Source organism: Streptomyces sp. NPDC097595 (assembly GCF_044761525.1).
Lineage (GTDB): Bacteria > Actinomycetota > Actinomycetes > Streptomycetales > Streptomycetaceae > Streptomyces > Streptomyces drozdowiczii_A.
Window position 1 is genome coordinate 126,398 of sequence record NZ_JBIWCN010000010.1, and the last position, 24,048, is coordinate 150,445.

The following is a 24,048-nucleotide window of genomic DNA, read 5'->3' on the forward strand; positions in this document are numbered from 1 at the left end:
ATGCAGACAGCTACGGACTGGATCAGGAAGAACTCCCACGCGCTCACGGCGAAGAAGCCCGACGAGCCCTTGGATGACCTGCGCCCACTCGCCCCACTGGTGCGCGACGCCAAGATCGTGGCGCTGGGGGCCGCCAGTCGGCAGACACGCGAACTGTCGGAGACGGCGCACCGGATCGTGCGCCTGCTGGTGGAGGAAGAGGGGTTCCGGAGCGTCGTCCTGGAGGGCGACGACCCCGGCAAGCTCGGCCTGGCAGCGTACGTCGTTACAGGCGAGGGTGACCCGGCGGCCATGCTGGCGGAGGCCCGGGCGTTCTGGCGGACCGGGGAAATCCTCGAACTCGTACGGTGGCTGCGGGCGTACAACGAACGCCACCCGGACGACCCGGTACGGCTCGCGGAACCACCGACCGCACAGGCGCGCACCCTGGCAGAAGCGGAACGCGCACTCGCAGACGGGGCGGCCTGGTGGCAGCGGCACACGGGGGACAAGGTCGTCTACTGGGGCGGCATGGCGCACACCGCCATCGGCGACCCGCGCACCGTGTCCGTATCCCCCACCGAGCCCCCGCAAACGCACCAGAACATGGGCGGTTACCTGCGTGAGCGCCTGGGTACGGGCTTCCGGTCCATCGGCCTGACCCTGGCGCACGGTTCGATCGGCCAACCCCTGCTCGCGCCGAACCCGGACTTCGTCGACGGCATACTGAGCGCCGCCGCCGGGAAGAGGCCGGCCTACCTCCTGGACCTGACCCTCCCCCGCCCCGAGCCAGTCCGCCGCGTCCTGGACGCCCCGACCCGCACCCGCCTGATCGGCCCGACGTACGACCCCCGACACGACGAGTCCCACCACATGTCCGGCGCCTCACTCACCACCTGGTTCGACGCCGTCATCCACACCGAAGAGGTGACCCCGTACCGGCCGCTGCCCTGAGGGCGGCCGCGCGGGGAGGCTTCCAGAGTCAGCGGTGTGAGCGCGCGGTCGTTACGGCACTACGAGGACGAGGGCCTGATCGTCCCCGGCCGTTTCAGCAACGGATTCCGTGACTACTGCCAGACGACCGTCGACCGGGTGCTCGTCATCCGCTCGCTGCTGGAGTCCGGGCTGCCCGTGCGGCTGATCAGGGAAGTCCTGCCCCGGGGCCCGGCGAGTACCTGATCCGCGTCGGCGCCGCCGGGGTCAACTTCGCTGATCCGGACGTCGGGACTCCGCTGCGGCTCGGCACACACGTGGTCGGGGCCGGACCGGGCGCCCCCTGGCTCTAGGCCGTGTATCGAAAGTGGATCTTGCACATAGGGTGTCGGCATGTCGCTGAGTCACATAGCCCTCACGTCTGGACGTTCGATCGAGCTCACCGAGCTGCGCATGTCTTCGACCTATGGAGGGATGCTGGAGGGCTACCCGTGCAAGGCCGTCAACGAGATGAAGGTCAGGAGCCTCCAGAGGCAGGCTGAACGTGCGTTTACCTCCACGCCGGTCCATCTGGTTCCGCCCTCCCGCGAGTACCGGGACGGGACTGCCGGCGCTTTCGGCCCCGTTGAGGTGCTGCCTTCCGTGGCCTGTATCGGCGCCTTCCGCTCAACAGCGGTCGCCCCTGAACTCGACCCCGTACTGCACCGTTCCGCTCTCACCGTGATCTGGTTCCAGACCGGCTTGGACGTCCCGTCGGGCGAGGACGCCGACCTTTTGCTGCGCAGCCTTCGCTGGGAGGAGCTGGCCCAGGACTACGAGCTCTAGCGACAGGCGCCGATCACAGCCACTCATTGATGGCAGCGATCAGGACGGTCGCCTCGTAACGGACCGCCAGCTTGTCGTATCTCATGGCGACGGCACGGTGTCTCTTGAGGCGATTGATCCCGCACTCGACCGCGTGACGCTTGCGGTAGTCGGCCGGGTCGAAATGTGGCGGTCGGCCGCCGCTGGAGCCGAGCTTCTGGCGGTTGCGGGCCTGGTCAGCCTTGTCCGGGATCGTGCAGCGGATCCCGCGACGGCGGAGGTAAGCACGGTTTCTGCGGGAGGCGTACGCCTTGTCGGCACGCACCCGACGGGGACGGATCCGTGGCCGGCCCGGCCCGATGCGTGGCACGCGGACTTTCTCCAGTACCGGTTCAAACTGCGGCGAGTCCCCTCGCTGTCCGGCCGTGATCACGATCGACATGGGCTTTTGGCCTTGCTCGACGGCCAGGTGCAGCTTGGTGGTGAACCCGCCGCGCGAGCGCCCCAGCCCGTGATCACCGGGCTCAGCAAAGACTCCGCCCGGCGGTTCCTTCTGCAGGTCGCCCTGCCTTCGTGCCCCGGCCGCATGCTGATGGGCACGGCACACGGTGGAGTCGACGCTCAGGTCCCACGTGATCGCACCCTTCGCGTCGCCCAGGGACTGAAGACGGGTGAGGACCCGGTGCCAGGTGCCGTTCCGCTGCCACCGCCGGAAGAGGTCGTAGATCCGGCCCCATGGTCCGTACTCGACGGGGACATCCCGCCACGGAACACCTGTCCGGACTCGAAAACGTATGCCGTCGATCAACTGCCGCCGGGACCAGACAGGCGGCCGCCCCGCCTTCATCCCCTGCGGCAGCAACGGCTCCAACACCGCCCACTGCTCGTCCGTGAGATCACCCCGACCCATGAACTGTGATCATTCACAGCTCAAGATCCACTTTCGATACACGGCCTAGTGCGCGAGGCCGTCGATCGACATGCGGACCGCTTCGCCGCTGTGGTCTTCGCCTGGGCAAGATGCCCGCATGACTACGGAGACACGCAAGGCGTACCTACTGGCCGCCGAACAGGCTGTGCAACTCCTCGCCACCGAAGGGGTGGCGAGGAGTTGGGATGAGGAGTCCGTGCTGCCGGGGATGTCGGTGGGCGGACTCGCCGGACACCTCGCACGCAGCGTTCTGCAGGTCGAGTGGTTCCTCGATGGCCCGGTGGCCGGCGCGGAACCGGTGTCCCCGGTGCACTACTACGCCAGACTCGCGGGCACGACCGTTCCCGGCTCCTCGCTGAACGTCGGCGTGCGGGCACGGGGCGAGGAGACGGCCGCCGCCGGCCCCGCCGCCGTCGCGGAGGAGGCGCATGCCGCGTGGCAACGGTTGGCGGACCGGCTGGGCAAGGAGCCCGCCGACCGGCGGGTCTCCGTCCTCCACCGGCCGGGAGAGGAGATGCTGCTCGACGGCTACCTCCAGACCCGCTGCGTCGAACTGGCGGTTCACCTGGAGGACTTGGCACTGAGCGTGGGCACTCGTTGCTCGGCGCACGAAGCCGCCCTGGCCATCGCGGTCGACGTACTCGTCGCGGCGGCCCGCGAACGGCACGGCGATCAAGCGGTCATGCACGCGCTGGCCAGACGCGAACGCGACGCCGGCCAAGCCCTGCGCGTCCTGTAGGCGGTCCCACGGATCGTGCTCAGCGCGCGCCGGTCCGCCGGGCCCGGCCGGTGGCGGTGCGGACGTCACCGGTGACGGGCAGACCGTGGCCGGGGAGGATCAGGCTCGCCCCGGTGAGTGCGTCCAGCCGGTCGAGCGAGGCCAGGGCGGCGCGGCTGTCGTGCGTGAAGCCGCGACAGACCAGGGAGGGGCCGGTGTGGCCGGTCAGGCCGTCCTGGGTGACCAGGGCATCGCCGGTGAAGAGCAGTCCGCGCTCGGGGAACAGATATCCGGCGCTGCCCGGGGTGTGGCCGGGCAGCAGGACGGCCCTCGGTGCGCCGGGGACCTCCGCCAGCCGCCCATCGGTACCGAAGGTGCGTACGCCGGGCGTGGCGGGAGCGGTGAACGCACCCGCGCGGGCGAGGTGGAGCGGGGTGCCGATCGCGGCGGGCCGACGCAGCAGGTAGGGCAGCATCGAGCGCTCCGGCTTGGCGTGGCGCATGGCACTGCGGGGGCCGTCGCGCAGGATCGCCGCGTCGCCCTCGTGGACCCAGATGTCGGCACCGGCCTCCCGGAGGGCGGGGGCCAGGCCGGTGTGGTCGGGGTGTCCGTGGGTCAGGAGCACGGCGCGGATGTCGGCCATGGAGCGGCCGGAGCCGGCCAGGTGCGCGCGCAGCTGCTTGAGGTGGCCCGGCAGCCCGGCGTCGACCAGGACCAGTCCGTCGACCTCCTCGACCAGGTAGAAGTTGACGACGTCGTCACCGAGCCGGTCCACGCCGGGGGCGACGCGCCGGTCGGGGCGGGTGGGACGGTTCATGCGGTCCTCCGGAGCGAGGGCGGACACATTTCGATACAGTCGACTGTAATGGATTGGGGAGGCGAGCGAGATGCCCAGCGGGACTCCACGCAAACCGTACGATTCGGGGCGCCGACAGGAGGCCGCGCGCCGCAACCGCGCCGCGATCCTGGCGGCGTGCCGTGAGCTGCTGCTCCGCGACGGCTACCAGGCGACCACCATCCGCGCGGTGGCCGAGCGCGCGGGCGTCTCCCCCGAGACCCTCTACAAGACCTTCGGCGGCAAGCCCGGACTGCTCAAGGCGCTGTGGGACGTCACGCTGGCCGGGGACGACGAACCGCTCACCATGGCCGAGCGCCCCCAGCTCCAGGCCGTCCTCACCACGCGCGACGCCCGCACCAAGCTCCGCCTGTACGCCGCCTTCGTCCGAGGCGTCCACGAACGCCTCGCCGCCCTGTCCGCGCTCCTCACCCAGGCGGGCCCCGAGGTCGCCCAGGTCCTCGCCGCGAGCGAGGAGGAACGCCTGACCGGCGTGACGGCCTTCGTCACCCACCTCGCCGGGACGGACGCCCTGCCCCCGGACGCGGACACAGCCCACCTGGCCGACTCCTGGTGGGCCCTGACCGGCCCTCACCTGTACACCCAGCTCACCGTCGCCCGGGGCTGGGACGCCGACACCTACGAGGACTGGCTGACCGACATGCTCACCTCGGCCCTTCCGGGCGGGAGCGGGCCGGCCTCGCAACACGATTGAACTAAACATACGGCCGTGCGTACACTTTCCCCGATGCCGGCCGCCGCCGACTTCGTTGCGCTGCTTCACGGACCGGCATGTCCAGCGCTGAGCGGAAGGACGAGAAGGGGATGCAGCCGTGACGAGTGCCGAAGCAGAAGCCCTCCCAACGGGTCCGGAAACCGCTCCTGCGGTGCCGTGGCCCGCCGTGTCGGTCGTCATGGTCGGGATGTTCATGGCGATCCTCGACTCGTTCATCGTCGTGGTGGCGGGTCCCGCGATCCAGGCCGACCTGGGCGCGTCCGCCGGACGGTTGCAGTGGATCCTCGCGGGCTACCAGCTGAGCTACGCCGTATTCATGATCACCGGCGGCCGGCTCGCCGACCTGTACGGCCGCAAGCGGATCTTCACCACCGGCGCGGCCGTCTTCACCCTCTCCTCCCTGGGCTGCGCCATGGCTCAGAATCCGGGCACCCTCATCGGAGCCCGCATCGTCCAGGGCCTGGGCGCGGCCCTGATGGTGCCCCAGGTCTTCGCCGTCATCACGCTCGTCGTCCCCGAGAAGGCACGGCACCGCGTGTTCGGCACCCTGGGCATCGTGATCGGCCTGGCGACCATGGGCGGCCAACTCGTCGGCGGTCTGCTGATCGGCGCCGACCTCTTCGGCACCGGCTGGCGGTCGGTGTTCTGGGTCAACGTGCCGATCGGAATCGCCACGATCGCCTTCGCGTCGAAGTACGTACCGGAGTCCCGTGCCGAGGGCACCCGCCGGCTGGACCTCCCGGGCATGGCGACCCTGAGCGCCGCCCTCCTGTTGCTCACATTCCCGCTCATCCAGGGACGCGAGGCGGGCTGGCCCTGGTGGACCTGGGCCTGCCTGGCCGCGAGCGTCGCCGCCTTCGCCCTGTTCGTCGCGCTGGAGCGCCGCATCGACGAGGCCGACGGAGACCCGCTGCTGAGGCTGAGCCTCTTCTCGCAGCGCTCGTTCTCCCTCGGGATCATCCTGGTCCTGGCCGTGTACGCACTACTGACCTCGTACTACCTCGCCCTGTCCGTCTCGATGCAGGAAGGGCTCGGCATGTCGGCGCTCCGCGCGGGGCTGGTGTACACCCCTGCCGCGGTGACCTTCTTCGTGTTCAGCAAGATCGCGGGGCGGCTCGTACCGAAGTACGGCCGGCGCGTCCTGGAGATCGGCGCGGTGCTGCTCGCCGTCGGCTATCTGGCCACCGCGGTCACCCTGCTCTCCGGCCCGAGACTGACACCCCTGCTGGTCATTCCCACCCTGATGCTGCAGAGCGTGGGCGGCGGACTGCTCATCACCCCCCTGCTCAACACCGTGCTGACCAGGCTCGCACCGGAGACCGTGGGTATGGCGTCAGGGGCCCTGTCGACCGCCCAGCAGATCGGCGGCGCGCTGGGTGTCGCCGTGATCGGAGCGGTCTTCTTCAACAGCTTCCGCCCCGGGACGGACGGGAGGAGCGAGGCCGCGGGCCACGCTTTCGCCATGTCGTCCCTGGCTACGTTCGCCATCGCGGTACTGGCGGCCGTACTCGTCTTCCTGCTTCCGAAAAAGCAGCCGTCCACCGGCTGACGCCCCGGCATCAGCGGCCCCGGCGTGGTCAGCGGGGTGGAGCGACGAGCAGCCCTTCGATGATGCGGCGGGCCTTGCCTGCCGCATCGGCGTCCCCGAACCGAAGGTCCGTGTTCGCGGCGCACAGCAGCGCATCGATCTGGAAGGCCGTGAGTTCGACGTCGAGACCGGCGATCTCACCGGCCTCCAGGGCGCAGCGCAATTCGGCCGCGATGACCTCGCGCCATTCACGCTGATCGTGGAGGAGCGCATCACGGACCGGACCGGGGTGGCTGTCGAACTCCGCGAGATTCGCGGCCCGAAAACATCCGCCGGGGAAGAGTGGCGTCTCGGCGTACACGATCCAGTGATCGAGCAGGGCGCGCAGCCGGGTGACACCGTGGGGAGCCGATCCGGCTGGACGGATCACGGCGTCGACGAAGAGCTCGCGCGCGAAGGCGACGGTCGCGACCTGAAGGGATTCCTTCGTCTTGAAAAGGGTTTGGATTCCCGCCTTGCTGAGCCCTGTAGCGAGGGCCAGGTGGCCGAAGCTGATGCTGCCGAGACCTTCCAGCGAGGCGACGTCGACCGCCTGACGGAGCACGGCCTTCCGAGTGCGGGCGCCGCGCAGAAGGCGCTTGTCCGTGACTTCCGCATGCTCTGGTGGCGTCACTCTTTCCATACGGTCGATCGTACATCGTTTGACGAGCCCCACTCCGTGCGGACGGCCGACCCTTGCTAATACATACGACCGTACGTATTCTTTCATCATGACTTCCACTCACCGCACCGAGGAGTCCGACCCGTTCTGCCTGTCCCGGCCGGAGGCCGCAGCGCTTCTCTCCGGTGCCCCCTGGCGCCGGTTCGTCGTGATCGGAGACAGCCTGTCGGCCGGAACCGGGGACCCCAGCCCGGGCTACGAGGACAAGGGCTGGCCCGACAGGTTCGCCGACGTCCTCCGCCGCGTACAGCCGGACCTGGAGTACCTGAGCACGGCCGTGGACGGTGCGACGACGGCGCAGACCCTGGAAAACCAGATCGGCCGGGCGCTGGAGTTCCGACCGGACCTCCTCCACCTGCCGTGCGGCGCCAACGACCTGGTACGCCGGAAGCCGGAGTTCGACGAGATCGAGCAGAGACTCCGGCGCATGTACGAACTGGCTTCGCAAACCGGGGCTCAGTTGACGACGTTCACCCTGGGCAAGGCATACGTCATTCCCGTCTTCCCGGACTGGAGCGAGCGCGTATCCACGGTCAACGACATCACTCGCGGCCTGGCCGCCGAATACGAGGCTGTTGTCATAGACATGTGGGATCACCCCGTCAACAGCCGAGAGGACCTGCTGAGCGCGGATCGCATCCACTTCTCGACCTCGGGGCAGGCGGTGATGGCGGCGGAGATGGCCAAGGGTCTGAGCCGCGCGATCAGCCTGAACACGCGCACCTGAAACCGTCCGACCCGTGCGGGCGAAGGGGGCCGGTCCCGGACCCTTCCCGGGGCTCAAGCCCCGAGTTCCGAGCGCTCTTTGAGTGGAATGGTTGGGAGGGTTTGTACCCACCCACCCGCCCCCGTTACCCGCAAGGGTTCACTTTTCGCGATCGAGTTGCGACGGACGGTAGGCACGCTTTAGCTTCAGCGAGGACATAGACCTAAGACGGCCCCCGCCAGTGTTGCCACACCGCCAGGGGCCTGACCACCTCGATCGAAGGCTGACGGAGACGATCAGATGGCTGACGACCAGTCTAGTAGCGCGCCCTTCCCCCACCACCCGATGGCGAACCCCGGTTACGGCAAACGTTCAGCGCCGGACCAACGCCCGCGTACGGGGCAGGACTTCACGCACCTCAACCCCCGTGACGCGGCCATCGCGGCGTACATCGACGGACTGTGCGACGGCGCCGACATCTCCGTAAAGGCGCTGGCCAAAGCGCTTCCGTACGGGCAGTGCGCCGTCCGGACATCGCTGAACCGCCTCCAGGAGGCGGGGCACCTGCGCCGGGGCAGCGAGTGCGTGGCGAGCGGGGACAACCTGCTGTGGGTGACGCGGACGTTCTTTTCCCGCACCGCGCGGGACGACACCTGGTGGGCGGGCTTCAGCCGGGGCGACGTACCCAAGGAGGCCCAACGGGAAACGCGCTCACGGGCGTTCATCCTGCTCGCGGCCCTGGGGCGCCAGGCCCCCGTACTGTCGCTGTCGCACCGGGAGTGCGTGGCGCTGGAACCGCAGGCGTCGGAGTGGCTGCGAAGGGGGGCCACGGAGCCCGAAGTCCTCCGGGCCCTCACCACCGGGCTCCCGAGCCCCATCCACCACCCGGCGGCCTTCGTCGCCAAACGCCTCCAGACGAAACTTCCCCCGGCCCGCGAACCGCACCCGGTCCTGCGCACCCTGGAATGCAGCGAGTGCCGCGTCCCGGGCACCCCCGAAGCCCTCCCCGGCGGCAAGTGCCGCCCCTGCGCGGGCAAACCCACCCGTGCGACCCCGGCCCTCCCCGCCCAACAGGTCCACGCCCAGGCCCGAGCCGTACGCGCGGGCCTGATCCCCAAGTCGGACCGCCCCAAGCGCTGACCGCTCAGGCGGAACCCCGGAACTCCACCAGGAGCAGCGCCGAGTCGTCGTCGGGCGGGCCGCCGGTGAAGGCGGCGACGTCCGCGCGTACGAGACGGAGGACTTCCTCGGGCTCGTCGGCCGTCAACAGCGGTGTGACGCGCTCGCGGACGGGGTAGAAGCGCCTCTCTCCGTCGCGGGCCTCGCTCAGGCCGTCGGTGTAGAAGAACAGCCGGTCGCCGACGTGCAGCGTGGCCCGGGCGACGCTGTCCCGGAGGTCGGCGGGGCCCGTCAGCCCCGTAAGTCCGAAGGGCGGGACCGGTTCGTCCGACGCGACGGACACGACCTCGCCGTCGCGTGTGCGGAGGAGGGGCGGCGGGTGACCGTGGTTGTACACGAGCAGACCGCCGTCCGGCCCGATCTCCGCGAGAATCCCGGTCACGAAACGCCGGCCGTCGGTCCTGCGCTCCAGGGCCGCTTCGATGCGGCGGCCGACGTCGGCCAGCCCCCCAGCCCCGGGCGCGGCCTCCCGGAAGGCGGTCAGGACGACCGAAGCACAGCGCACGGTGTCCAGCCCCTTGCCCTGGACATCCCCGACGATCAGCCGCACACCGCCGGAGCACGGCTCCACGTCGTACAGGTCCCCGCCGAGGCGGGTGGCGCGGCTGGCGGAGACGTACGAGGTCGCGAGCCGGACCGGCCCGATCGCCGGGGGGACCGGGGTGAACAGCACGTCCTCCAGCGTGCGGGCCACATCCCCCACGTCGATGAGCCGCCGCTCGACCTTGAGGCGCGCCCAGGCCGCGTAGGCGGAGGCGAGGGTGACGTACGCGACGGCGAACAGGGCGATCCACATGCGCAGATGGCCGAACCGGTCGGCCTTCCACGCGAAGAGCAGACACAGGAGGACGGCGACGCCACCCATCGCCGCGACGTTGCGCACGGACCCCCGCGCGGAGGCGATCGCGGGGCCTGCGGCGTAAACCGGCAGCAGGTTGTATTCGGGCCCGGTCACCGCGTCCACGACCGCAGTCCCCAGCATGACGGCCAACGGCAACCCCGTCGGCGACCCGACCACCCGCGCCCAGCGCCTTCCCACTGCCACCTCCGCACCACTCGACCCGCCTCAGAATGCCACGAAGCGGACGAAACGGGCTCTTGGTGAACGGCGCGCCCACCTCGTCCCGGCGCGCTTCCCGGTGCGGGACTCGCCTACACCTCGACCGGCGCCGCCGGGGCAGCGGCTCGGGGGAAGGCCGCCCGAAGACCTCACCGAAGTACCGGGCCTCGACGGTGGCCACATGCTTCACGAGACCGAGCAGATTGGTCCCGGTCGCCGTCAGCGGCCGGCGGGCGTCGCACTCGGACAACCCGTCGAGCTTCCAGACCTCACACACAACGAGCCCAGAACGATATCGTGCAATCAGGTGGAGTGATATCGTTTTGTTCTCGGGTCGACAGCGAGGAGCACGCACATGGCCAGGACCGTCATTGACCTCGACGAGGCCATGGTCGCCGAGGCCATGCGCATATTCGGCACCAAGACCAAGGCCCAGGCAGTGCGCCTGGCCATGGAGGACGCGGTCAAGCGGCACCTCCGGCAGGAGGGCTTCGACGCCATGGACGCCGGGGAGCTCGACTTCAGCGAGATCGTCGAGACCACGGGCCCCCGCAACGCCGACGGGAGTCTCAAGCGCGAGGGCGGCCGGGCCGCCTGATGCAGGACCGCTATCTGATCGACAAGTCCGCGCTCGCACGCTGGACGAAGCCTGCCGTCAAGCAGGTGCTGAAGCCGCTGCACGAGCGATATCTGCTCACCGTCTGCCAACCCACCGAGTACGAGATGGTCCACTCGGCCCGGGACAGCTCCGAGGCGACCAGGATCAGCACCTGGCTGCACGCCTTCGACTACCTCCACGTCACGGAGGACACCTTCGCCCGTGCCCTGGAGATCCAGCGCCACGCCCTCCACGCCGGTTCCCACCGGGCCCTGTCACTCCCGGACCTGCTGATCGCCGCGACCGCGGAGCTGAACCGGCTGACCGTCCTGCACTACGACGGCGACTTCGACATGATCGCCTCGCTCACCGGCCAGCCCGCCGAGTGGGTCGTCCCCCCGGGCAGCGCCGACCGCTGAGCGGGGGCCTCCGGGCCACTACGTCACCGGCTCCGCGCTGTCCGCGATGAGTTTCAGGAGGCCCGGGAAGCGGGACTCGATGTCCGCGCGGCGGAGTTGGGCCATGCGGCTGTTGCCGCGGTCCACCTGGCGGACCAGGCCCGCTTCGCGGAGGACACGGAAGTGGTGCGTCCGGGTCGACTTGGAGACGGGCAGGCCGAACGACGTGCAGGAGCGCTCCGTGCCGTCCGGCTGGGCGGCCAGGGTCGCCACGACCAGGTAGCGCATGGGGTCGGACAGGGCCTTCATGACGGCCTGGAGCTCCATCTCCTCAAGGGTCGGATGCCCTTCGGCGTCCGGCATGACGCACCTCCTCCGCTTCGATGACGGGCCCCCGCCACCAAGGTACTACTTGCGTCGTACCTGACGTCGTGCCAGTCTATCCCGCGCCAGGTACGAGATTCCTCGTACCTGGCCGCCCTCGCCTGCCCCCTCACTCCCGGAGCCCTCTCGTGCAACAGACCGCCCCCGCCCGGCAGGGGCTGACGCTCGCGGTCGTCCTGCTCGCCGTCTTCGTGGTGCCGACCTCGATATCCGGCACCGCCGTGGCGCTGCCCGCCATCGGCGCCGACCTCCACGCGGGCTCGGCATCCCTTCAGTGGGTGGTGAACGCGTTCAACCTGGCCTTCGCCTGCTGCACCCTCGTCTGGGGCTCGCTCGCCGACCTCGTCGGCCGCCTCCGCGCCTTCACCACAGGCGCCGCGATCTTCACCGCCGCGTCCGTCGCCTGCGCCGTCACGCCCAATGTGTACGTGCTCGACGCGGCCCGCGCGGTCGCCGGCATCGGAGGGGCGGCGCTCTTCGCCTGCGGGAGCGCGATCATCTCCACGGCCTTCGACGGAGCCGCCCGCGCCAAGGCGTTCGCGCTGTTCGGCACGGTCGCCGGGATCGGCGTCGCGCTCGGCCCCACCGTCTCGGGACCGGCCGTGGACGGCCTCGGCTGGCGTTGGATCTTCGGGCTGCACGCCCTGGCCCTGGCGCTCGTGCTCCTCTGCCTGCCCGCCGTGGCGCGTACGGTCGAAGAACCGCGCGGCGCCGGCGCACCCCGGCTCGACCTGCGCGGCGCCGCCGTCTTCGTCCTCGCGATGCTCGCGCTCACGTACGCCATCGTGCAGGGCTCGCAGTGGGGCTGGACCGCGCCCGGCACGCTCGGCCTGCTCGCCGTCGCCCTCGTCCTGCTCTCGCTGTTCACCGCGCACTCACGGCGGACCGAGGCCCCGCTGCTCGACCTGTCCGTCCTGCGGGACAAGGCGTTCCTCGCGTACTGCCTGGTGCCCGTGGCTGCCTCGTTCGGCTTCGTCACGCAGCTCACGTACCGGCCGACGTATCTGACGACCGTCGCCGGAGACAGCCCGTCCACGGCAGGGGCGACGATGCTGCTGCTGACGCTGCCCGTCCTGGCCCTGCCCCTCGCCGGCGCGCGACTGGTGCAACGCGGCACCCCCGCGACCACCGTGGTCCTGGCATCGCTGGGCTTCCTCGTGATCGGCGACCTCGCCCTGCTGCTGCTCGGCCCGGACACCTCCACGCTCGCCATGGCCGTGCCCATGCTGCTCACCGGGGCGGGGATGGGTCTCTCGGCCGGGCTGGTGGACGCCCAGGCCCTCGCCCTGGTCGACCCCGCGAAGGCCGGCATGGCGGCCGGCTTCCTCAACACCCTCCGCCTGGGCAGCGAGGCCGTCGCCGTGGCCGTCTTCGGCTCGGCGGTCGCCGGCCTCGCCACCGGACGGCAGGGCACCGGAACGTACCCCGCCGCCTACGACTCCGCTTTCCATACGCTGCTCTGGGCGATGGCGGCCGTCTGCGCGGCCCTCTTGGCGGCCGTCGTCACGCTGTCCCGCAGGGAACGACGGGCCTGAGGGGAACGACGGGCCTGAGGGGCCCGCCGAGCCCTACGCCGTACGCAGCTCCGCGAACACGCCGCGCACCTCCGCGTCCTCCGGCGTACGCCAGGGGCCCGACACATGCCCGTTCGCGCCCTCCGGACCGGCCACGGCGGGTCGCAGGAGGCGATTCACGCGAAGGGTCGCGTCCCTGGTCGACAGATACGTACCCGTGGGGTTGTCCGTGGCCCTCGCGGCCGCGTCGCCGAGGGAGCCGCCGGCTCCGGAATGGGTGATCGTCCGGTCCGGGGTGTCGCTTTCGCTCTGCGCCTGCGGCTCGGCGCGGCCGTCGAGGAGGGCGAACAGCCGCTCCACCAGGACCGGGTCGTGGCAGCCGTCGTACACCCAGCGCTTCCCGAGCACGCCGTGCGTGGTCATGCCGATGAGGGCGTCCTCCGCCCCGGCGAGCGCGGCGCCCCGGTAGGTGAGCGGCACGAAGTACGGCACCGGCTCGTCGCCCGAGGTGTCGGTGACCACCATGAACTCGATGCCCACCTCACCCTGCGGGTCGTCCAGCCGGAAGCCGCCGGACTTGACGAGGGAGGGGCGCGCGGGGCCCACGTACCAAGGGCGGGTGGGAAGCCAGGCGGTGAGCAGTTCGAGCTTGGTCGGCGACAGGGTGGTGCGGTGGATGACGGCCATGCCGAAGGTCTCCCGTGGGTCGCGTGGACGGCTGGTTGCCCTGCGCGTGGGGGCGCTGTCAGACCCGCGCGCTAGGTTGAGCCTATGACCTCTGGGGACAGCACCACGGTACGTATCCGGCCGCAGCGGTCTCACGGATCCGGGGTGGCCGGTCCGCCCGGACCGGCCACCGACTAGGACCTGCGCGTCACCACCCGGAGGGAGCGGGAGGCGGGACCACCGCCGGGCGGTCGTCGCAGGTGATCGTGTTGGGCAGCAGCCACGGCGCGAGCCAGCCGCCGTCATTGCCGCCCAGGTCCGTGAGGCCGAACTCCGACCCCGTGGAAGGGAAGTTGAACGAGCCGCAGTTGTTGACGCCCACCGCGCCCACGTTGCGCGCGTCCACGTTCTCGAAGGTGGCGCCGCCCGCCGCGCGGGCGCTCAGCACCGAGGTGCCCGTGCCGTCCACCCTGATGTCCTTGAAGTGGATGTTCTTGATGACGTACTGGTCCTTCACCCCCCAGTCCGAGACCAGCATGACCGCGTTGTACGTGCTGTCCAGGAAGTCGTTGCCGGTGACCCGGATATCGGCGCCGTCGATGCTCCGGTCCAGGGCGTAGACCCACAGCGCGCCGAGCCCGATCTTCCAGTTCAGCTCGAACGTGCCCGCGCGGACCGTGGTGTTCCGGGCGAGCTCCACCTTCCCGGCGAAGGGCTCGGCGCCGAAGCGGGAGCCGAGGTGCAGCGCGCTGCCCTCGCGGACCGGGTCGGCGACGAGGTTGTCGGAGACGGTGATGTCGCTGCCGCCGTAAACCGCGATGCCGTTGGCGAGGACCGGGGTCTGCACGGTGTTGTGGTCGAAGGTGTTGCGGGCGTTGGTGGTCTTCTCGGCCCACATGGCGAGGCCGTCGTCGCCCGAGTTGCGTACGAAGGTGTTCGTGACGCGCGAATCGGTCACGCCCGTGTGGAAGTTGATGGCGTCCGCGATCTGGTCCACGATCACGGTGTCGGAGACCTTCAGGTTCTTCATCGGGCCGTCGAACCACATGCCGACCTTGGTGTGGCTGATATGCAGGCCCGAGATGGTCGAATCGCTCATCGCGCCGCCGATCGCGTTGACCTGGTCGGTGTCGATGCGCTCGCGCACGTCGCCCTCGATGGCGAAGCCGGACAGATGCACGTTACGGCTGCCGCCCTCGGCCGCCGGCTTCCCGTAGAAGCCGACGCCGGTGTGCGTGGACCCGTCGGCGGCGGGCTCGTCGAGCGCCACCTCACGGCCCTTGATCGTCGTGTACCAGCTGCCGGCGCCGGTGATCGTGACGTCGTCCACGACGATGTGCCGGTCGACGCGGTACGTCCCCGGCGGGATGTACACCTTCAGATGGGTGCGCCGGGCGAAGGCGATCGCCTTCTCGATCGCCCCCGCCGCGTCACGCCGCCCGGTCGGATCGGCGCCGAACGCCAGGACGTTGGCGGCGAGGAGTTCGACGTGCGGCAGCCCGACGCGCTCGGAGTCCAGTAGGTCGATCGCCGTCCACGCGGCCCGGCTCCCGGCCGGCACGGTCAGCCGTACGGTGTCGCCCGCGCGGTACGTACGGCCGAGCAGGAGGCGCTGCTCGTCGTAGAAGTGGCTCGGCCGGAACGGCTTGTCCACGACCGGGGCGGGCGTCGTGTCGGCGGGGACGCAGCCGCACTCGGTGATCCACCAGTCGGGGTGGAGGAGCCCGGCGCCCGGGTCGTTGGAGAACGGGTACTGGTTGTACAGCCAGGAGTACTGCGAGGTCAGCGTCATCGTGGACCGCTTGGAGCCGTTCACCGAGACGTCCAGCGGCGCCGTGATCCCGCCGCCGCCCGGCGCGTCCGGGATGCTGTAGCGCACGGTGATCGCGTTGGCCGCCTCGGGCAGCGTGAACTCCACGTGCTGCCCGGGCGCCAGCTTGACCGCCTTGCGCCCCGACGCCTCGGACGGCAGCGTGTACGCGTCCCGGTCGGGGCCGATGACCGTGCCGTTCGTGGCCGCGTTCTCGGCCTCCTGCTCCGCGAACGCCACCTTGGCGCCCCGCCCCTGCACCAGCGCGGGGTCGAGCGCGGCGCGCGTGACGACCGGGGCCGGAGCGGCGGCGGGCCGGGGGCCGGCGAGCGCGGGCGCACCGGCCAGCACCCCGAACCCGACGGCGGCCGCGGTCACCGAGGCGACCGTGGACGCGTACAGCCCGGCCCGACGCGGTCTTCGCACCGCCGCCGCGACAGCGGCGATCTTCCGTGACATCGCATGCCCGTTTCTCTGAGGGAACGACGGAGCTCAACGGCCGTGCGCGCGTGGGGAGTCGCCGCCGTCATGAGTGAGCCGACAGTAGGGCGGACACCCACGCGCCCACAAGCTCCGTGCAGCCATTTTTCCGAGCAAGTGCAGAGCAAGTGCGTTGCGCTGTCATTTTTTTGCGCAAGAAGCGCAAGGTTCTGTCGGGCGCCCGAGCCTGTCCGGACCTTGTCCGTCCGATCACTGGTCTCACGGCCTACTGGCCGGTATACAGGCGAGGTTGGGTCCGCCGGGCACGAGCCGCCGAGCGGCCGGGTGGCTTCTGACGCCCCGTGCGCCCCGGTCGCCGCCGCCCGTCCGCGGACTGTCGGAATTTCTGGGGAGGGCATTGATGATGCATCGGACGCGTCCGGGCCGGGCCGTATCCAAGCGACGCACCGCCGTCGCACTGGCCGCGCTGAGCAGCTGCGCGCTCACCGCCGGCTTCACCGGCACGGCCTCGGCCGCGACAGGAGGGACGCACGGAACGCCCCGCACCTCCTACGTGGCGCTGGGCGACTCCTACACGTCCGGCCCCCTGATACCCACGCAGGTCGACGCCAACTGCGCCCGGTCCGACCACAACTACCCGTCGATCACCGCGCGCGAGCGCCACGTCGCCTCGTTCACCGACGTGAGCTGCGGCGGTGCGACGACCGCCGAGATGTGGCAGGCCCAGGGCACCAACGGACCGCAGCTGGACGCGGTGAAGAAGGACACGGACCTCGTGACCCTTCAGATCGGCGGCAACGACGTCGGCTTCGGCTCCATCATCGGCACCTGCGCCACCCTCAGCGCCAAGGACCTCGCCGGCAGCCCCTGCAAGCAGTACTACGGGGCCAAGGGGTACGACCAGTTGACGCTGAAGATCCTTGAGACGGCCCCCAAGGTCGCCCGCGTACTGCGGGAGGTGCACCGCAAGGCGCCCCACGCGCGCGTGGTCGTCGTCGGCTACCCGGACCTCCTTCCCGAGGACGGCACCGGCTGCTACCCGCAGGTCCCGTTCGCCGCGAAGGACTTCCCGTACCTGCGGGACACGGAGAAGCGCCTCAACCTGATGCTGCGCGCGGTGGCGCTGCTGAACCGGGCCGACTACGTGGACACCTACGGGCCGACGGTGGGCCACGACATGTGCAAGGCGCCCGCCGACCGGTGGATCGAGCCGCTGAGCCCGGCGGCGCCCGCCGCTCCGGCCCACCCCAACGCGAAGGGCGAGGAGGTCATGGCACAGGCCCTCCTGAAGACCCTCGGCAGGGGCGCCGGGCGCCACTGATCGCGGGCGCCCGCGCGGGCGCGCCCCCTACCCGGTCGGCCCCACCGGCAGCGTCAACTCCGAGTCCGCGTGCACCGTCACCCGTACGGGTACGAACTCCATCGCGTCGATCCGGGCCTCCCCCGTGCCCGGGTTCAGCGCGTAGCGCGGATGGGGCGCGGGGCCGAGCTGCCAGCGGATGCGGTGGCCCGGGGCGAAGCGGTGGGCGGCGGGGGTCATCGGGACCGTGACGTGGACCGGGTCCGTGCCCGTGGTGCGGACCCGGACCAGGCCGTCGCAGACGTTGACCGACCGGCCCTCCGGGTCCACGTCGCACAGCCGCACGAACACCTCGCCGTGCCCCGTGTCCGTGGCGGCGCTGATCCGGGCGGAGACCGGTCCGAGGACGGTCAGCGGTTCGGCCAGGGCGGGCCCGGTGAACGTGAGGACGTCCGCGCGCGCCTCCAGCGACGCGTTGTCCCGCGCCCCGGCGGTACGGGAGAGCAGCGCGCCGCCCAGCGTGGGCACCGGGTCGTCCGGGTCGTGGCGGAAGGCGGCGACGGGGGCGGTGTCCGTGGGGGCCTCGCGGGTGAGGTGGCCGTCGGCGGTCGGGTACCAGGAGGCCGTGGCCGCGACCGGAGGCCACGCGTCCAGGTCCCGGGCGCCCGCCCCCGCGCCGCCCACGTGCACACGTACCGGCGTCGGGCGCAGACCGGACGGGTCCTCGCACAGGTGGGCCCGGAGCCAGGCCAGGGATTCGGTGAACACCTCGGCCCAGCCCGCCTGGAGCGCGGAGGTGTGGGTCCACGGGCCGACGAGCAGGGCCGCCTCGCCGCCCGCCCGGCGCAGCCGGCCGTACTGCGCGAAGGTCTGGTCCACGAGGGCGTCGTGCCATCCGGTGACGAGGGCGGTGGGCACGGGGGCCCGGCCGGCCGCCCCTTCCGCCGCCCCGGCCAGGGACGCGCCCTCCCAGTACGGGTCGTCCGCGTCCGGGTGGGCCATCACCTCGTCCAGCCAGGGGATCTCACCGCCGAGCGCGTCCGCGTACGCCCCGCGCAGCGGACGCGCGGTGACGGCGGAGCGCAGCCGGCGCTGGAGGCGCAGGGTCGCCCGGACGAAGGCGCCCATACCCCGGTGCTGGTACGTCATGCCGGCGCCCACGGCGAGCGCGGTCTCCAGGTTGAGGACGCCGTCCGTGTGGAAGAGGGCGTACGGATCGTGCAGCCCCACCTGCACCACCATGGCCTTCAGCTCCGGCGGCGGATCGAGGGCCAGAGCCCACTGGACGTACCCGAGGTAGCTGGGGCCCACGGTGCCCAACCGCCCGTCGAACCATGGCTGTTCGCGCAGCCAGGCGACCGCCGCGAGGCCGTCGGCGGGCTCGTTGCGCCAGAGGTGGAAGTCGCCGCCCGAGCCTCCGGTGCCCCGGCAGCTCTGAAGGACGACATGGAAGCCCTGCTCGGCGAAGAGGACGCCGTACTGCGGGGACCACGGCACTCCCCGCCCGTACGGCGTACGGACCAGGAGGGTCGGGAAGTCGCCCTCGGCGCGCGGGAAGTAGTGGTCGGTGAGCAGAGGGCTGCCATCGGCGGCGGGAACCGTCAGGCCGCGCTCGACGCCCACCTGGTGGCGCGCGGCGGGCAGGCCGCGCCAGGAGGCGCGCATCAGCCGGGAGGCGAGCGGCGGCTTCGCGGACGACGGCGTCCATGCGGCCCGGGGGCGGGCGTCGTGCGTCGGTCGGGTCATCTTCGCCTCCATCGGTACGTCATGCGGCGGCGCGGGAGACCCGCGCTCTATTCTCGTACTAAGTACGAGAATACTGGATGCTTGGATGGCCTGTGGAGGCGACCCGGGTGAGAGAGGCTGAGCACGTGACCCGCACCGAAGGTGCCGGAGGCATCGATCCACGCGTTCTCTGGCGGGAAGAGGACCGGCCCCGGCGAGGCCGCAGACCCGCCTTCAGCCGCGAAACGATCACGGCCGCCGCCGTCGCCGTCGCGGACGCCGAGGGCATCGACGCGGTCACCATGCGGCGGGTCGCCGCGGAGGTGGGCGCCGGCGTCATGTCGCTGTACAGCTACGCCCCCGACAAGGAGACGCTGCTCGACCTGATGATCGACCACGTCTCCGGCGAGCTGCCGACGTCCGGCCCGCTCACCGGCGACTGGCGCGCGGACCTCAAGACCATCGGCCGCCACCAGCGCGCGAACATGCTCCGCCACCCCTGGCTGCCCACCGCCGTGCAGACCCGCCGCACCCTGGGCCCCCGCACGCTCGCCTTCGTGGAGCACGCGCTGACCGCCCTGCGGCCCAGCGGGCTCGACGGTGCGGCACGCCTAGAGGTCTTCGCCCAGCTCACCTCGTTCGTGGCGGCCCAGGTGGGCTACGAGGTCGGCCAGGCCCGGAGCGCCCAGAACCCCGGCCGCGCGGCCGCCGAGGCGCGGTACCTGGCGGAGGTCGCGGCGGACGGCGACCATCCGGAACTGGCGGAGGCCCTGGCGACGGCCGGCCGGCCCGTCACCCCGGACGCCATGTTCGACCGCTTCCTCACCCGCCTCGTGGACGGCCTCGACGCGGGCTGAGCTCCCACTCGTACACGTACGCGGACACACAACGACACCGGCCCCCGGGGACGAATCCCCGGGGGCCGGTGTCTTGGTACTGCTGGAACTACCGATCCGTCAGGATCAGAAGTCCATGTCACCGCCCGGCATGCCGCCCGGAGCGGCCGCGGCGGCCTTCTCCGGCTTGTCGGCGATGACGGCCTCGGTGGTGAGGAACAGCGCGGCGATCGACGCGGCGTTCTGCAGGGCGGAGCGCGTGACCTTCGCCGGGTCGAGAATGCCCTCGGCGATCATGTCGACGTACTCGCCGGTCGCGGCGTTGAGGCCGTGACCGATCGGCAGGTTGCGGACCTTCTCCACGACGACGCCACCCTCAAGACCACCGTTGACGGCGATCTGCTTCAGCGGGGCCTCAAGCGCGAGCTTGACGGCGTTGGCGCCGGTCGCCTCGTCGCCCGAGAGCTCCAGCTTCTCGAAGACGGCCGAAGCCTGGAGCAGAGCCACGCCACCACCGGCGACGATGCCCTCCTCGACGGCGGCCTTGGCGTTGCGCACCGCGTCCTCGATGCGGTGCTTGCGCTCCTTCAGCTCGACCTCGGTCGCGGCACCGGCCTTGATGACGGCCACGCCGCCGGCCAGCTTCGCCAGGCGCTCCTGGAGCTTCTCGCGGTCGTAGTCCGAGTCGGAGTTCTCGATCTCGGCACGGATCTGGTTGACGCGGCCCTGGACCTGGTCGCTGTCACCGGCGCCGTCGACGATGGTCGTCTCGTCCTTGGTGATGACGACCTTGCGGGCGCGGCCGAGCAGGTCCAGACCGGCGTTCTCCAGCTTGAGGCCGACCTCCTCGGAGATGACGGTGCCGCCCGTGAGGATGGCGATGTCACCGAGCATGGCCTTGCGGCGGTCGCCGAAGCCCGGGGCCTTGACGGCGACGGACTTGAAGGTGCCGCGGATCTTGTTGACCACCAGGGTCGACAGGGCCTCGCCCTCGACGTCCTCGGCGATGATCAGCAGCGGCTTGCCGGACTGCATGACCTTCTCCAGCAGCGGAAGGAGGTCCTTCACGTTGCTGACCTTGGAGTTCACGATCAGGATGTACGGGTCGTCCAGGGACGACTCCATGCGCTCCATGTCGGTGGCGAAGTACGCCGAGATGTAGCCCTTGTCGAAGCGCATACCCTCGGTGAGTTCCAGCTCCAGACCGAAGGTCTGGGACTCCTCGACGGTGATGACGCCTTCCTTGCCGACCTTGTCCATGGCCTCGGCGATGAGCTCGCCGATCTGGGTGTCGGCGGCGGAGATGGAGGCGGTCGAAGCGATCTGCTCCTTGGTCTCCACGTCCTTGGCCTGCTCCAGGAGGGCGGCGGAGACGGCCTCGACGGCCTTCTCGATGCCCCGCTTGAGAGCCATCGGGTTCGCACCCGCGGCCACGTTGCGCAGGCCCTCGCGGACGAGCGCCTGGGCGAGAACGGTGGCGGTGGTCGTACCGTCGCCGGCGACGTCGTCCGTCTTCTTGGCGACCTCCTTGACCAGCTCCGCACCGATCTTCTCGTACGGGTCCTCCAGCTCGATCTCCTTGGCGATGGAAACACCATCGTTGGTGATCGTGGGGGCGCCCCACTTCTTCTCGAGGACGACGTTGCGACCCTTGGGGCCAAGGGTGACCTTGACGGCGTCGGCGAGCTGGTTCATGCCGCGCTCGAGACCGCGCCGGGCCTCCTCGTCGAACGCGATGATCTTGGCCATGTGAAGTGGTCCTCCCGGACAGGGGTGGATTGCTCCGGACCGAGTGGCGCCCGCGACGGACGGCCTGCGTGCCCTGCGGTTCCTTCCCGCCTGGCCTGCGGGCCTCACCGGCCCGGTCCAAAATTCTGTCACTCTCACCTGGAGAGTGCTAAGCCCAATGATTAGCACTCGACCCCGTCGAGTGCAAGCGTCGCCTTCGGCATGTGGACAACCCCGGGGGCGCGCCCGGGCAGCGCGAAGGGTCCGTACCCCTATAGGTACGGACCCTTCGTACGTGCGTGGCGTCGCGGCCGACGTGCCGTGCCGGGCTCAGCCGACGGCGAGCTTGACCATGTCCGCCTGCGGCCCCTTCTGGCCCTGCGAGATCTCGAACTCGACCCGCTGACCTTCTTCGAGGGTGCGGTAACCGTCCATCTGGATCGCGCTGTAGTGGACGAATACATCCGCACCACCGTCGACCGCGATGAAGCCGTACCCCTTCTCCGCGTTGAACCACTTGACGGTGCCCTGAGCCATGCCCAACTCCCCTGTAACGTGTGTGCGCCGAAGCGCGTCGACCGCGGCTGAATGTATCTGCCCAACTGCCCTCTGCAACAGGTCAATTGGACGACAATTCTGCGCGGCACCGATCGCCCGAATATGAGGAATTCATGAGATTGCGGGGCAAGTCGGGCCCGGCAAAGGCGACTTAAGGCGCAAGAGGCGCAGGCACATTGGCTGCTTCTGATCGTGGCGCGGCGCATTCTCATATGCGAGGGGCACGGGCAGCGAAGGGGACTTCCCACACTCTACCCCGCTCAACCATGCAGAATTGCCCCCTCCGCTTCTCTCGCGGAGGGGGCAATTACGGTGACGCTACGGAGTCTTGGGCGAAGCCTCGGGCTCAGCAGCCGCCGGCCACTGCGGGGATGATCGAGACGCCGGCACCGTCCGGGGTGACCGCGTCGAGGCCGCCTTCAAAGCGCACGTCGTCGTCGTTGACGTACACGTTGACGAAGCGGCGCAGCTTGCCCTGGTCGTCCAGCACGCGGGCGGCGATGCCCGGGTGGTCCTTCTCCAGCGAGGCGATGACCTCGGAGAGGGTCGCGCCCTCGGCCGGAACCTCGGCCTGGCCGCCGGTGTAGGTGCGGAGGATGGTGGGAATGCGGACCTTGACGCTCATGGCGGTGCCTTCCTGAAGTCTCGGGTGGTCAGCTGGTGGCGAGTCCGGCGGCGCGGAAGGCGTCGAGGCTCGGGCGGATCGTGGCGGTCGCCTGCGAGGTGTCGGCCACCGCGTCCAGCGTCTTGAGGCCGTCACCCGTGTTCAGGACGACGGTGGTGAGCGCCGGGTCGAGCAGGCCGGCGTCGATCAGCTTCTTCGTCACGCCGACCGTCACCCCGCCCGCCGTCTCGGCGAAGATGCCCTCGGTGCGGGCCAGCAGCTTGATCGCGTCCACGACCTGCTCGTCGTTGACGTCCTCGACGGCACCGCCGGTGCGGCGGGCGATGTCCAGGACGTACGGGCCGTCGGCCGGGTTGCCGATCGCGAGGGACTTGGCGATCGTGTTCGGCTTCTGCGGGCGGACCACGTCGTGACCGGCCTTGAAGGCGGTGGAGACCGGGGAGCAGCCCTCGGCCTGGGCACCGAAGATCTTGTACGGCTTGTCCTCGACCAGGCCGAGCTTGATCAGCTCCTGGAGGCCCTTGTCGATCTTCGTGAGCTGCGAGCCGGACGCGATCGGGATGACGATCTGGTCGGGCAGCTGCCAGCCGAGCTGCTCGCAGATCTCGTACGCGAGCGTCTTGGAACCCTCGCCGTAGTACGGACGCAGGTTCACGTTGACGAACCCCCAGCCCTCGCCGAGCGGGTCGCCGATGAGCTCGGAGCAGAAGCGGTTGACGTCGTCGTAATTGCCCTCGATGCCGACCAGCTCACCGCCGTACACCGCGGCCATGACGACCTTGCCCTGCTCCAGGTCGTGCGGGATGAACACGCAGGAGCGCAGGCCCGCCCGCGAGGCGGCGGCGCCGACCGCACCGGCGAGGTTGCCGGTCGAGGAGCAGGAGAGCGTGGTGAAACCGAAGGCGCGGGCGGCCTCGACGGCGATGGCCACGACGCGGTCCTTGAAGGAGTGCGTCGGGTTGCCGGAGTCGTCCTTCACGTACAGGCCGCCGGTCACACCCAGCTCGCGGGCGAGGTTGTCGGCCTTGACCAGCTTGGTGAAGCCGGGGTTGAGATTGGGCTTGTCGGCCACATCGGCGGGCACCGGCAGCAGCGGCGCGTAGCGCCAGATGTTGTTCGGGCCGGCCTCGATGCGCTTCTTCAGCTCGTCGGAGGAGCCGCTCGGCAGGTCGTACGCCACTTCGAGCGGCCCGAAACAGGACGCGCAGGCGAAAATGGGACCGAGTGCGAACCGCTCACCGCATTCGCGACAGGAAAGAGCCGCGGCGGGACCGAGGTCCACGGAAGATTCGGTGTTTGCTGCAATGGTTTCAACAGCCATGATGGCGAGGCCCT

Annotated in this window: 24 protein-coding genes and 2 pseudogenes; 13 read left to right on the plus strand and 13 right to left on the minus strand. The window is 70.4% G+C overall.

Annotated features, from left to right (window positions below; translation table 11 throughout):
- From ACIQZN_RS17685 to ACIQZN_RS17695, 3 genes and pseudogenes are all read left to right on the plus strand, one after another.
- Positions 1-933: an erythromycin esterase family protein gene (locus ACIQZN_RS17685; RefSeq protein ID WP_403994104.1), complete on the plus strand. Its 933-nt coding sequence runs from the start codon at positions 1-3 to the stop codon at positions 931-933.
- A 24-nt stretch (positions 934-957) separates the two neighbouring features.
- Positions 958-1,158: pseudogene (locus tag ACIQZN_RS17690) on the plus strand (MerR family transcriptional regulator); the annotation flags it as partial.
- Between the two features lie 147 nt (positions 1,159-1,305).
- Complete coding sequence (locus tag ACIQZN_RS17695; RefSeq protein WP_403994107.1) at positions 1,306-1,737, plus strand: hypothetical protein; 432 nt, start codon at positions 1,306-1,308, stop codon at positions 1,735-1,737.
- A 13-nt stretch (positions 1,738-1,750) separates the two neighbouring features.
- Here ACIQZN_RS17695 and ACIQZN_RS17700 read toward each other — a convergent pair whose 3' ends face one another.
- A complete protein-coding gene (locus ACIQZN_RS17700) occupies positions 1,751-2,626 on the minus strand; it encodes an IS5 family transposase (protein WP_403994110.1) in 876 nt (291 codons plus the stop codon).
- A gap of 118 nt (positions 2,627-2,744) precedes the next feature.
- Between ACIQZN_RS17700 and ACIQZN_RS17705 the strand changes: the two genes are divergently transcribed.
- Positions 2,745-3,386: a maleylpyruvate isomerase N-terminal domain-containing protein gene (locus tag ACIQZN_RS17705; RefSeq protein WP_403994112.1), complete on the plus strand. Its 642-nt coding sequence runs from the start codon at positions 2,745-2,747 to the stop codon at positions 3,384-3,386.
- 19 nt (positions 3,387-3,405) lie between these two features.
- Here the strand turns inward: ACIQZN_RS17705 and ACIQZN_RS17710 are convergent, their stop codons facing one another.
- Positions 3,406-4,182, minus strand: a complete 777-nt coding sequence (locus tag ACIQZN_RS17710; RefSeq protein ID WP_403994115.1) for an MBL fold metallo-hydrolase — start codon at positions 4,180-4,182, stop codon at positions 3,406-3,408.
- Between the two features lie 70 nt (positions 4,183-4,252).
- Here ACIQZN_RS17710 and ACIQZN_RS17715 point away from each other — a divergent pair, with 70 nt between their 5' ends.
- Entirely contained in the window at positions 4,253-4,915 is a 663-nt protein-coding gene (locus ACIQZN_RS17715) for a TetR/AcrR family transcriptional regulator (RefSeq protein WP_403994118.1), read from the plus strand.
- Positions 4,916-5,087: 172 nt separating this feature from the next.
- A complete protein-coding gene (locus ACIQZN_RS17720) occupies positions 5,088-6,485 on the plus strand; it encodes an MFS transporter (RefSeq protein WP_403994121.1) in 1,398 nt (465 codons plus the stop codon).
- 28 nt (positions 6,486-6,513) lie between these two features.
- Here ACIQZN_RS17720 and ACIQZN_RS17725 read toward each other — a convergent pair whose 3' ends face one another.
- Entirely contained in the window at positions 6,514-7,146 is a 633-nt protein-coding gene (locus ACIQZN_RS17725; protein WP_403994124.1) for a TetR/AcrR family transcriptional regulator, read from the minus strand.
- Between the two features lie 88 nt (positions 7,147-7,234).
- Between ACIQZN_RS17725 and ACIQZN_RS17730 the strand changes: the two genes are divergently transcribed.
- Positions 7,235-7,912 (plus strand): SGNH/GDSL hydrolase family protein, encoded by a 678-nt coding sequence (locus ACIQZN_RS17730; RefSeq protein ID WP_403994127.1) that lies wholly within the window; start codon positions 7,235-7,237, stop codon positions 7,910-7,912.
- Positions 7,913-8,191: 279 nt separating this feature from the next.
- Complete coding sequence (locus ACIQZN_RS17735) at positions 8,192-9,031, plus strand: hypothetical protein (RefSeq protein ID WP_403994130.1); 840 nt, start codon at positions 8,192-8,194, stop codon at positions 9,029-9,031.
- 4 nt (positions 9,032-9,035) lie between these two features.
- Here ACIQZN_RS17735 and ACIQZN_RS17740 read toward each other — a convergent pair whose 3' ends face one another.
- Together ACIQZN_RS17740 and ACIQZN_RS17745 are read right to left on the minus strand one after the other, a co-directional pair.
- Positions 9,036-10,052: a PP2C family protein-serine/threonine phosphatase gene (locus ACIQZN_RS17740; RefSeq protein ID WP_403994133.1), complete on the minus strand. Its 1,017-nt coding sequence runs from the start codon at positions 10,050-10,052 to the stop codon at positions 9,036-9,038.
- Between the two features lie 190 nt (positions 10,053-10,242).
- Positions 10,243-10,449, minus strand: a pseudogene (locus ACIQZN_RS17745) (DUF664 domain-containing protein); the annotation flags it as partial.
- A gap of 36 nt (positions 10,450-10,485) precedes the next feature.
- Here ACIQZN_RS17745 and ACIQZN_RS17750 point away from each other — a divergent pair.
- Both ACIQZN_RS17750 and ACIQZN_RS17755 read left to right on the plus strand, forming a co-directional pair.
- Positions 10,486-10,728: a type II toxin-antitoxin system VapB family antitoxin gene (locus tag ACIQZN_RS17750; protein ID WP_403994136.1), complete on the plus strand. Its 243-nt coding sequence runs from the start codon at positions 10,486-10,488 to the stop codon at positions 10,726-10,728.
- Entirely contained in the window at positions 10,728-11,147 is a 420-nt protein-coding gene (locus tag ACIQZN_RS17755) for a PIN domain nuclease (RefSeq protein WP_403994139.1), read from the plus strand. The genes ACIQZN_RS17750 and ACIQZN_RS17755 overlap by 1 nt, the downstream gene beginning before the upstream one ends.
- A gap of 18 nt (positions 11,148-11,165) precedes the next feature.
- Here ACIQZN_RS17755 and ACIQZN_RS17760 read toward each other — a convergent pair whose 3' ends face one another.
- A complete protein-coding gene (locus ACIQZN_RS17760; protein ID WP_403994142.1) occupies positions 11,166-11,489 on the minus strand; it encodes an ArsR/SmtB family transcription factor in 324 nt (107 codons plus the stop codon).
- A gap of 149 nt (positions 11,490-11,638) precedes the next feature.
- Between ACIQZN_RS17760 and ACIQZN_RS17765 the strand changes: the two genes are divergently transcribed.
- On the plus strand, positions 11,639-13,045 hold the full coding sequence (locus tag ACIQZN_RS17765) for an MFS transporter (protein ID WP_403994145.1): 1,407 nt from the start codon (positions 11,639-11,641) through the stop codon (positions 13,043-13,045).
- Positions 13,046-13,078: 33 nt separating this feature from the next.
- Here ACIQZN_RS17765 and ACIQZN_RS17770 read toward each other — a convergent pair whose 3' ends face one another.
- Both ACIQZN_RS17770 and ACIQZN_RS17775 read right to left on the minus strand, forming a co-directional pair.
- On the minus strand, positions 13,079-13,711 hold the full coding sequence (locus ACIQZN_RS17770) for a 1,4-alpha-glucan branching protein (RefSeq protein WP_403994148.1): 633 nt from the start codon (positions 13,709-13,711) through the stop codon (positions 13,079-13,081).
- Between the two features lie 187 nt (positions 13,712-13,898).
- Positions 13,899-15,959 (minus strand): glycosyl hydrolase family 28-related protein, encoded by a 2,061-nt coding sequence (locus ACIQZN_RS17775; protein ID WP_403994150.1) that lies wholly within the window; start codon positions 15,957-15,959, stop codon positions 13,899-13,901.
- A 382-nt stretch (positions 15,960-16,341) separates the two neighbouring features.
- Between ACIQZN_RS17775 and ACIQZN_RS17780 the strand changes: the two genes are divergently transcribed.
- Positions 16,342-17,262 (plus strand): SGNH/GDSL hydrolase family protein, encoded by a 921-nt coding sequence (locus ACIQZN_RS17780; protein WP_403994153.1) that lies wholly within the window; start codon positions 16,342-16,344, stop codon positions 17,260-17,262.
- 27 nt (positions 17,263-17,289) lie between these two features.
- Here ACIQZN_RS17780 and ACIQZN_RS17785 read toward each other — a convergent pair whose 3' ends face one another.
- Positions 17,290-18,987, minus strand: a complete 1,698-nt coding sequence (locus ACIQZN_RS17785; RefSeq protein ID WP_403994156.1) for a CocE/NonD family hydrolase — start codon at positions 18,985-18,987, stop codon at positions 17,290-17,292.
- Positions 18,988-19,112: 125 nt separating this feature from the next.
- On the opposite strand from ACIQZN_RS17785, the gene ACIQZN_RS17790 reads away from it, so the two are divergent.
- Positions 19,113-19,823, plus strand: coding sequence for a TetR/AcrR family transcriptional regulator C-terminal domain-containing protein (locus tag ACIQZN_RS17790; protein ID WP_403994158.1), 711 nt, complete (start codon positions 19,113-19,115; stop codon positions 19,821-19,823).
- Positions 19,824-19,928: 105 nt separating this feature from the next.
- On the opposite strand, the gene groL is transcribed toward ACIQZN_RS17790, so the two are convergent.
- The 4 genes from groL to thrC all read right to left on the minus strand — a co-directional run bounded on the left by groL (position 19,929) and on the right by thrC (position 24,034).
- Positions 19,929-21,551 carry a chaperonin GroEL gene (gene groL, locus ACIQZN_RS17795; protein ID WP_136201462.1) on the minus strand — a complete coding sequence of 541 codons (1,623 nt, stop codon included), beginning with the start codon at positions 21,549-21,551 and terminating at the stop codon, positions 19,929-19,931.
- Positions 21,552-21,860: 309 nt separating this feature from the next.
- Entirely contained in the window at positions 21,861-22,067 is a 207-nt protein-coding gene (locus tag ACIQZN_RS17800) for a cold-shock protein (protein ID WP_003967346.1), read from the minus strand.
- A 367-nt stretch (positions 22,068-22,434) separates the two neighbouring features.
- Complete coding sequence (locus ACIQZN_RS17805; RefSeq protein WP_360853441.1) at positions 22,435-22,713, minus strand: MoaD/ThiS family protein; 279 nt, start codon at positions 22,711-22,713, stop codon at positions 22,435-22,437.
- Between the two features lie 28 nt (positions 22,714-22,741).
- Positions 22,742-24,034: a threonine synthase gene (gene thrC / locus ACIQZN_RS17810; RefSeq protein WP_403994161.1), complete on the minus strand. Its 1,293-nt coding sequence runs from the start codon at positions 24,032-24,034 to the stop codon at positions 22,742-22,744.
- Between the last annotated feature and the right edge of the window lie 14 nt (positions 24,035-24,048).

Excerpts from the sequence above, each read along its gene's own strand:
- ACIQZN_RS17685 (WP_403994104.1), top strand. The coding sequence starts at position 1 with ATGCAGACAGCTACGGACTGGATCAGGAAGAACTCCCACGCGCTCACG.
- ACIQZN_RS17800 (WP_003967346.1), bottom strand. The coding sequence starts at position 22,067 with ATGGCTCAGGGCACCGTCAAGTGGTTCAACGCGGAGAAGGGGTACGGC.
- thrC (WP_403994161.1), bottom strand. The coding sequence starts at position 24,034 with ATGGCTGTTGAAACCATTGCAGCAAACACCGAATCTTCCGTGGACCTC.
- ACIQZN_RS17805 (WP_360853441.1), bottom strand. The coding sequence starts at position 22,713 with ATGAGCGTCAAGGTCCGCATTCCCACCATCCTCCGCACCTACACCGGC.
- ACIQZN_RS17715 (WP_403994118.1), top strand. The coding sequence starts at position 4,253 with ATGCCCAGCGGGACTCCACGCAAACCGTACGATTCGGGGCGCCGACAG.
- ACIQZN_RS17710 (WP_403994115.1), bottom strand. The coding sequence starts at position 4,182 with ATGAACCGTCCCACCCGCCCCGACCGGCGCGTCGCCCCCGGCGTGGAC.
- ACIQZN_RS17770 (WP_403994148.1), bottom strand. The coding sequence starts at position 13,711 with ATGGCCGTCATCCACCGCACCACCCTGTCGCCGACCAAGCTCGAACTG.
- ACIQZN_RS17760 (WP_403994142.1), bottom strand. The coding sequence starts at position 11,489 with ATGCCGGACGCCGAAGGGCATCCGACCCTTGAGGAGATGGAGCTCCAG.
- ACIQZN_RS17755 (WP_403994139.1), top strand. The coding sequence starts at position 10,728 with ATGCAGGACCGCTATCTGATCGACAAGTCCGCGCTCGCACGCTGGACG.
- ACIQZN_RS17750 (WP_403994136.1), top strand. The coding sequence starts at position 10,486 with ATGGCCAGGACCGTCATTGACCTCGACGAGGCCATGGTCGCCGAGGCC.
- ACIQZN_RS17780 (WP_403994153.1), top strand. The coding sequence starts at position 16,342 with ATGATGCATCGGACGCGTCCGGGCCGGGCCGTATCCAAGCGACGCACC.
- ACIQZN_RS17785 (WP_403994156.1), bottom strand. The coding sequence starts at position 18,987 with ATGACCCGACCGACGCACGACGCCCGCCCCCGGGCCGCATGGACGCCG.
- ACIQZN_RS17725 (WP_403994124.1), bottom strand. The coding sequence starts at position 7,146 with ATGGAAAGAGTGACGCCACCAGAGCATGCGGAAGTCACGGACAAGCGC.
- ACIQZN_RS17775 (WP_403994150.1), bottom strand. The coding sequence starts at position 15,959 with ATGTCACGGAAGATCGCCGCTGTCGCGGCGGCGGTGCGAAGACCGCGT.
- ACIQZN_RS17735 (WP_403994130.1), top strand. The coding sequence starts at position 8,192 with ATGGCTGACGACCAGTCTAGTAGCGCGCCCTTCCCCCACCACCCGATG.
- groL (WP_136201462.1), bottom strand. The coding sequence starts at position 21,551 with ATGGCCAAGATCATCGCGTTCGACGAGGAGGCCCGGCGCGGTCTCGAG.
- ACIQZN_RS17705 (WP_403994112.1), top strand. The coding sequence starts at position 2,745 with ATGACTACGGAGACACGCAAGGCGTACCTACTGGCCGCCGAACAGGCT.
- ACIQZN_RS17730 (WP_403994127.1), top strand. The coding sequence starts at position 7,235 with ATGACTTCCACTCACCGCACCGAGGAGTCCGACCCGTTCTGCCTGTCC.
- ACIQZN_RS17700 (WP_403994110.1), bottom strand. The coding sequence starts at position 2,626 with ATGGGTCGGGGTGATCTCACGGACGAGCAGTGGGCGGTGTTGGAGCCG.
- ACIQZN_RS17740 (WP_403994133.1), bottom strand. The coding sequence starts at position 10,052 with ATGCTGGGGACTGCGGTCGTGGACGCGGTGACCGGGCCCGAATACAAC.
- ACIQZN_RS17695 (WP_403994107.1), top strand. The coding sequence starts at position 1,306 with ATGTCGCTGAGTCACATAGCCCTCACGTCTGGACGTTCGATCGAGCTC.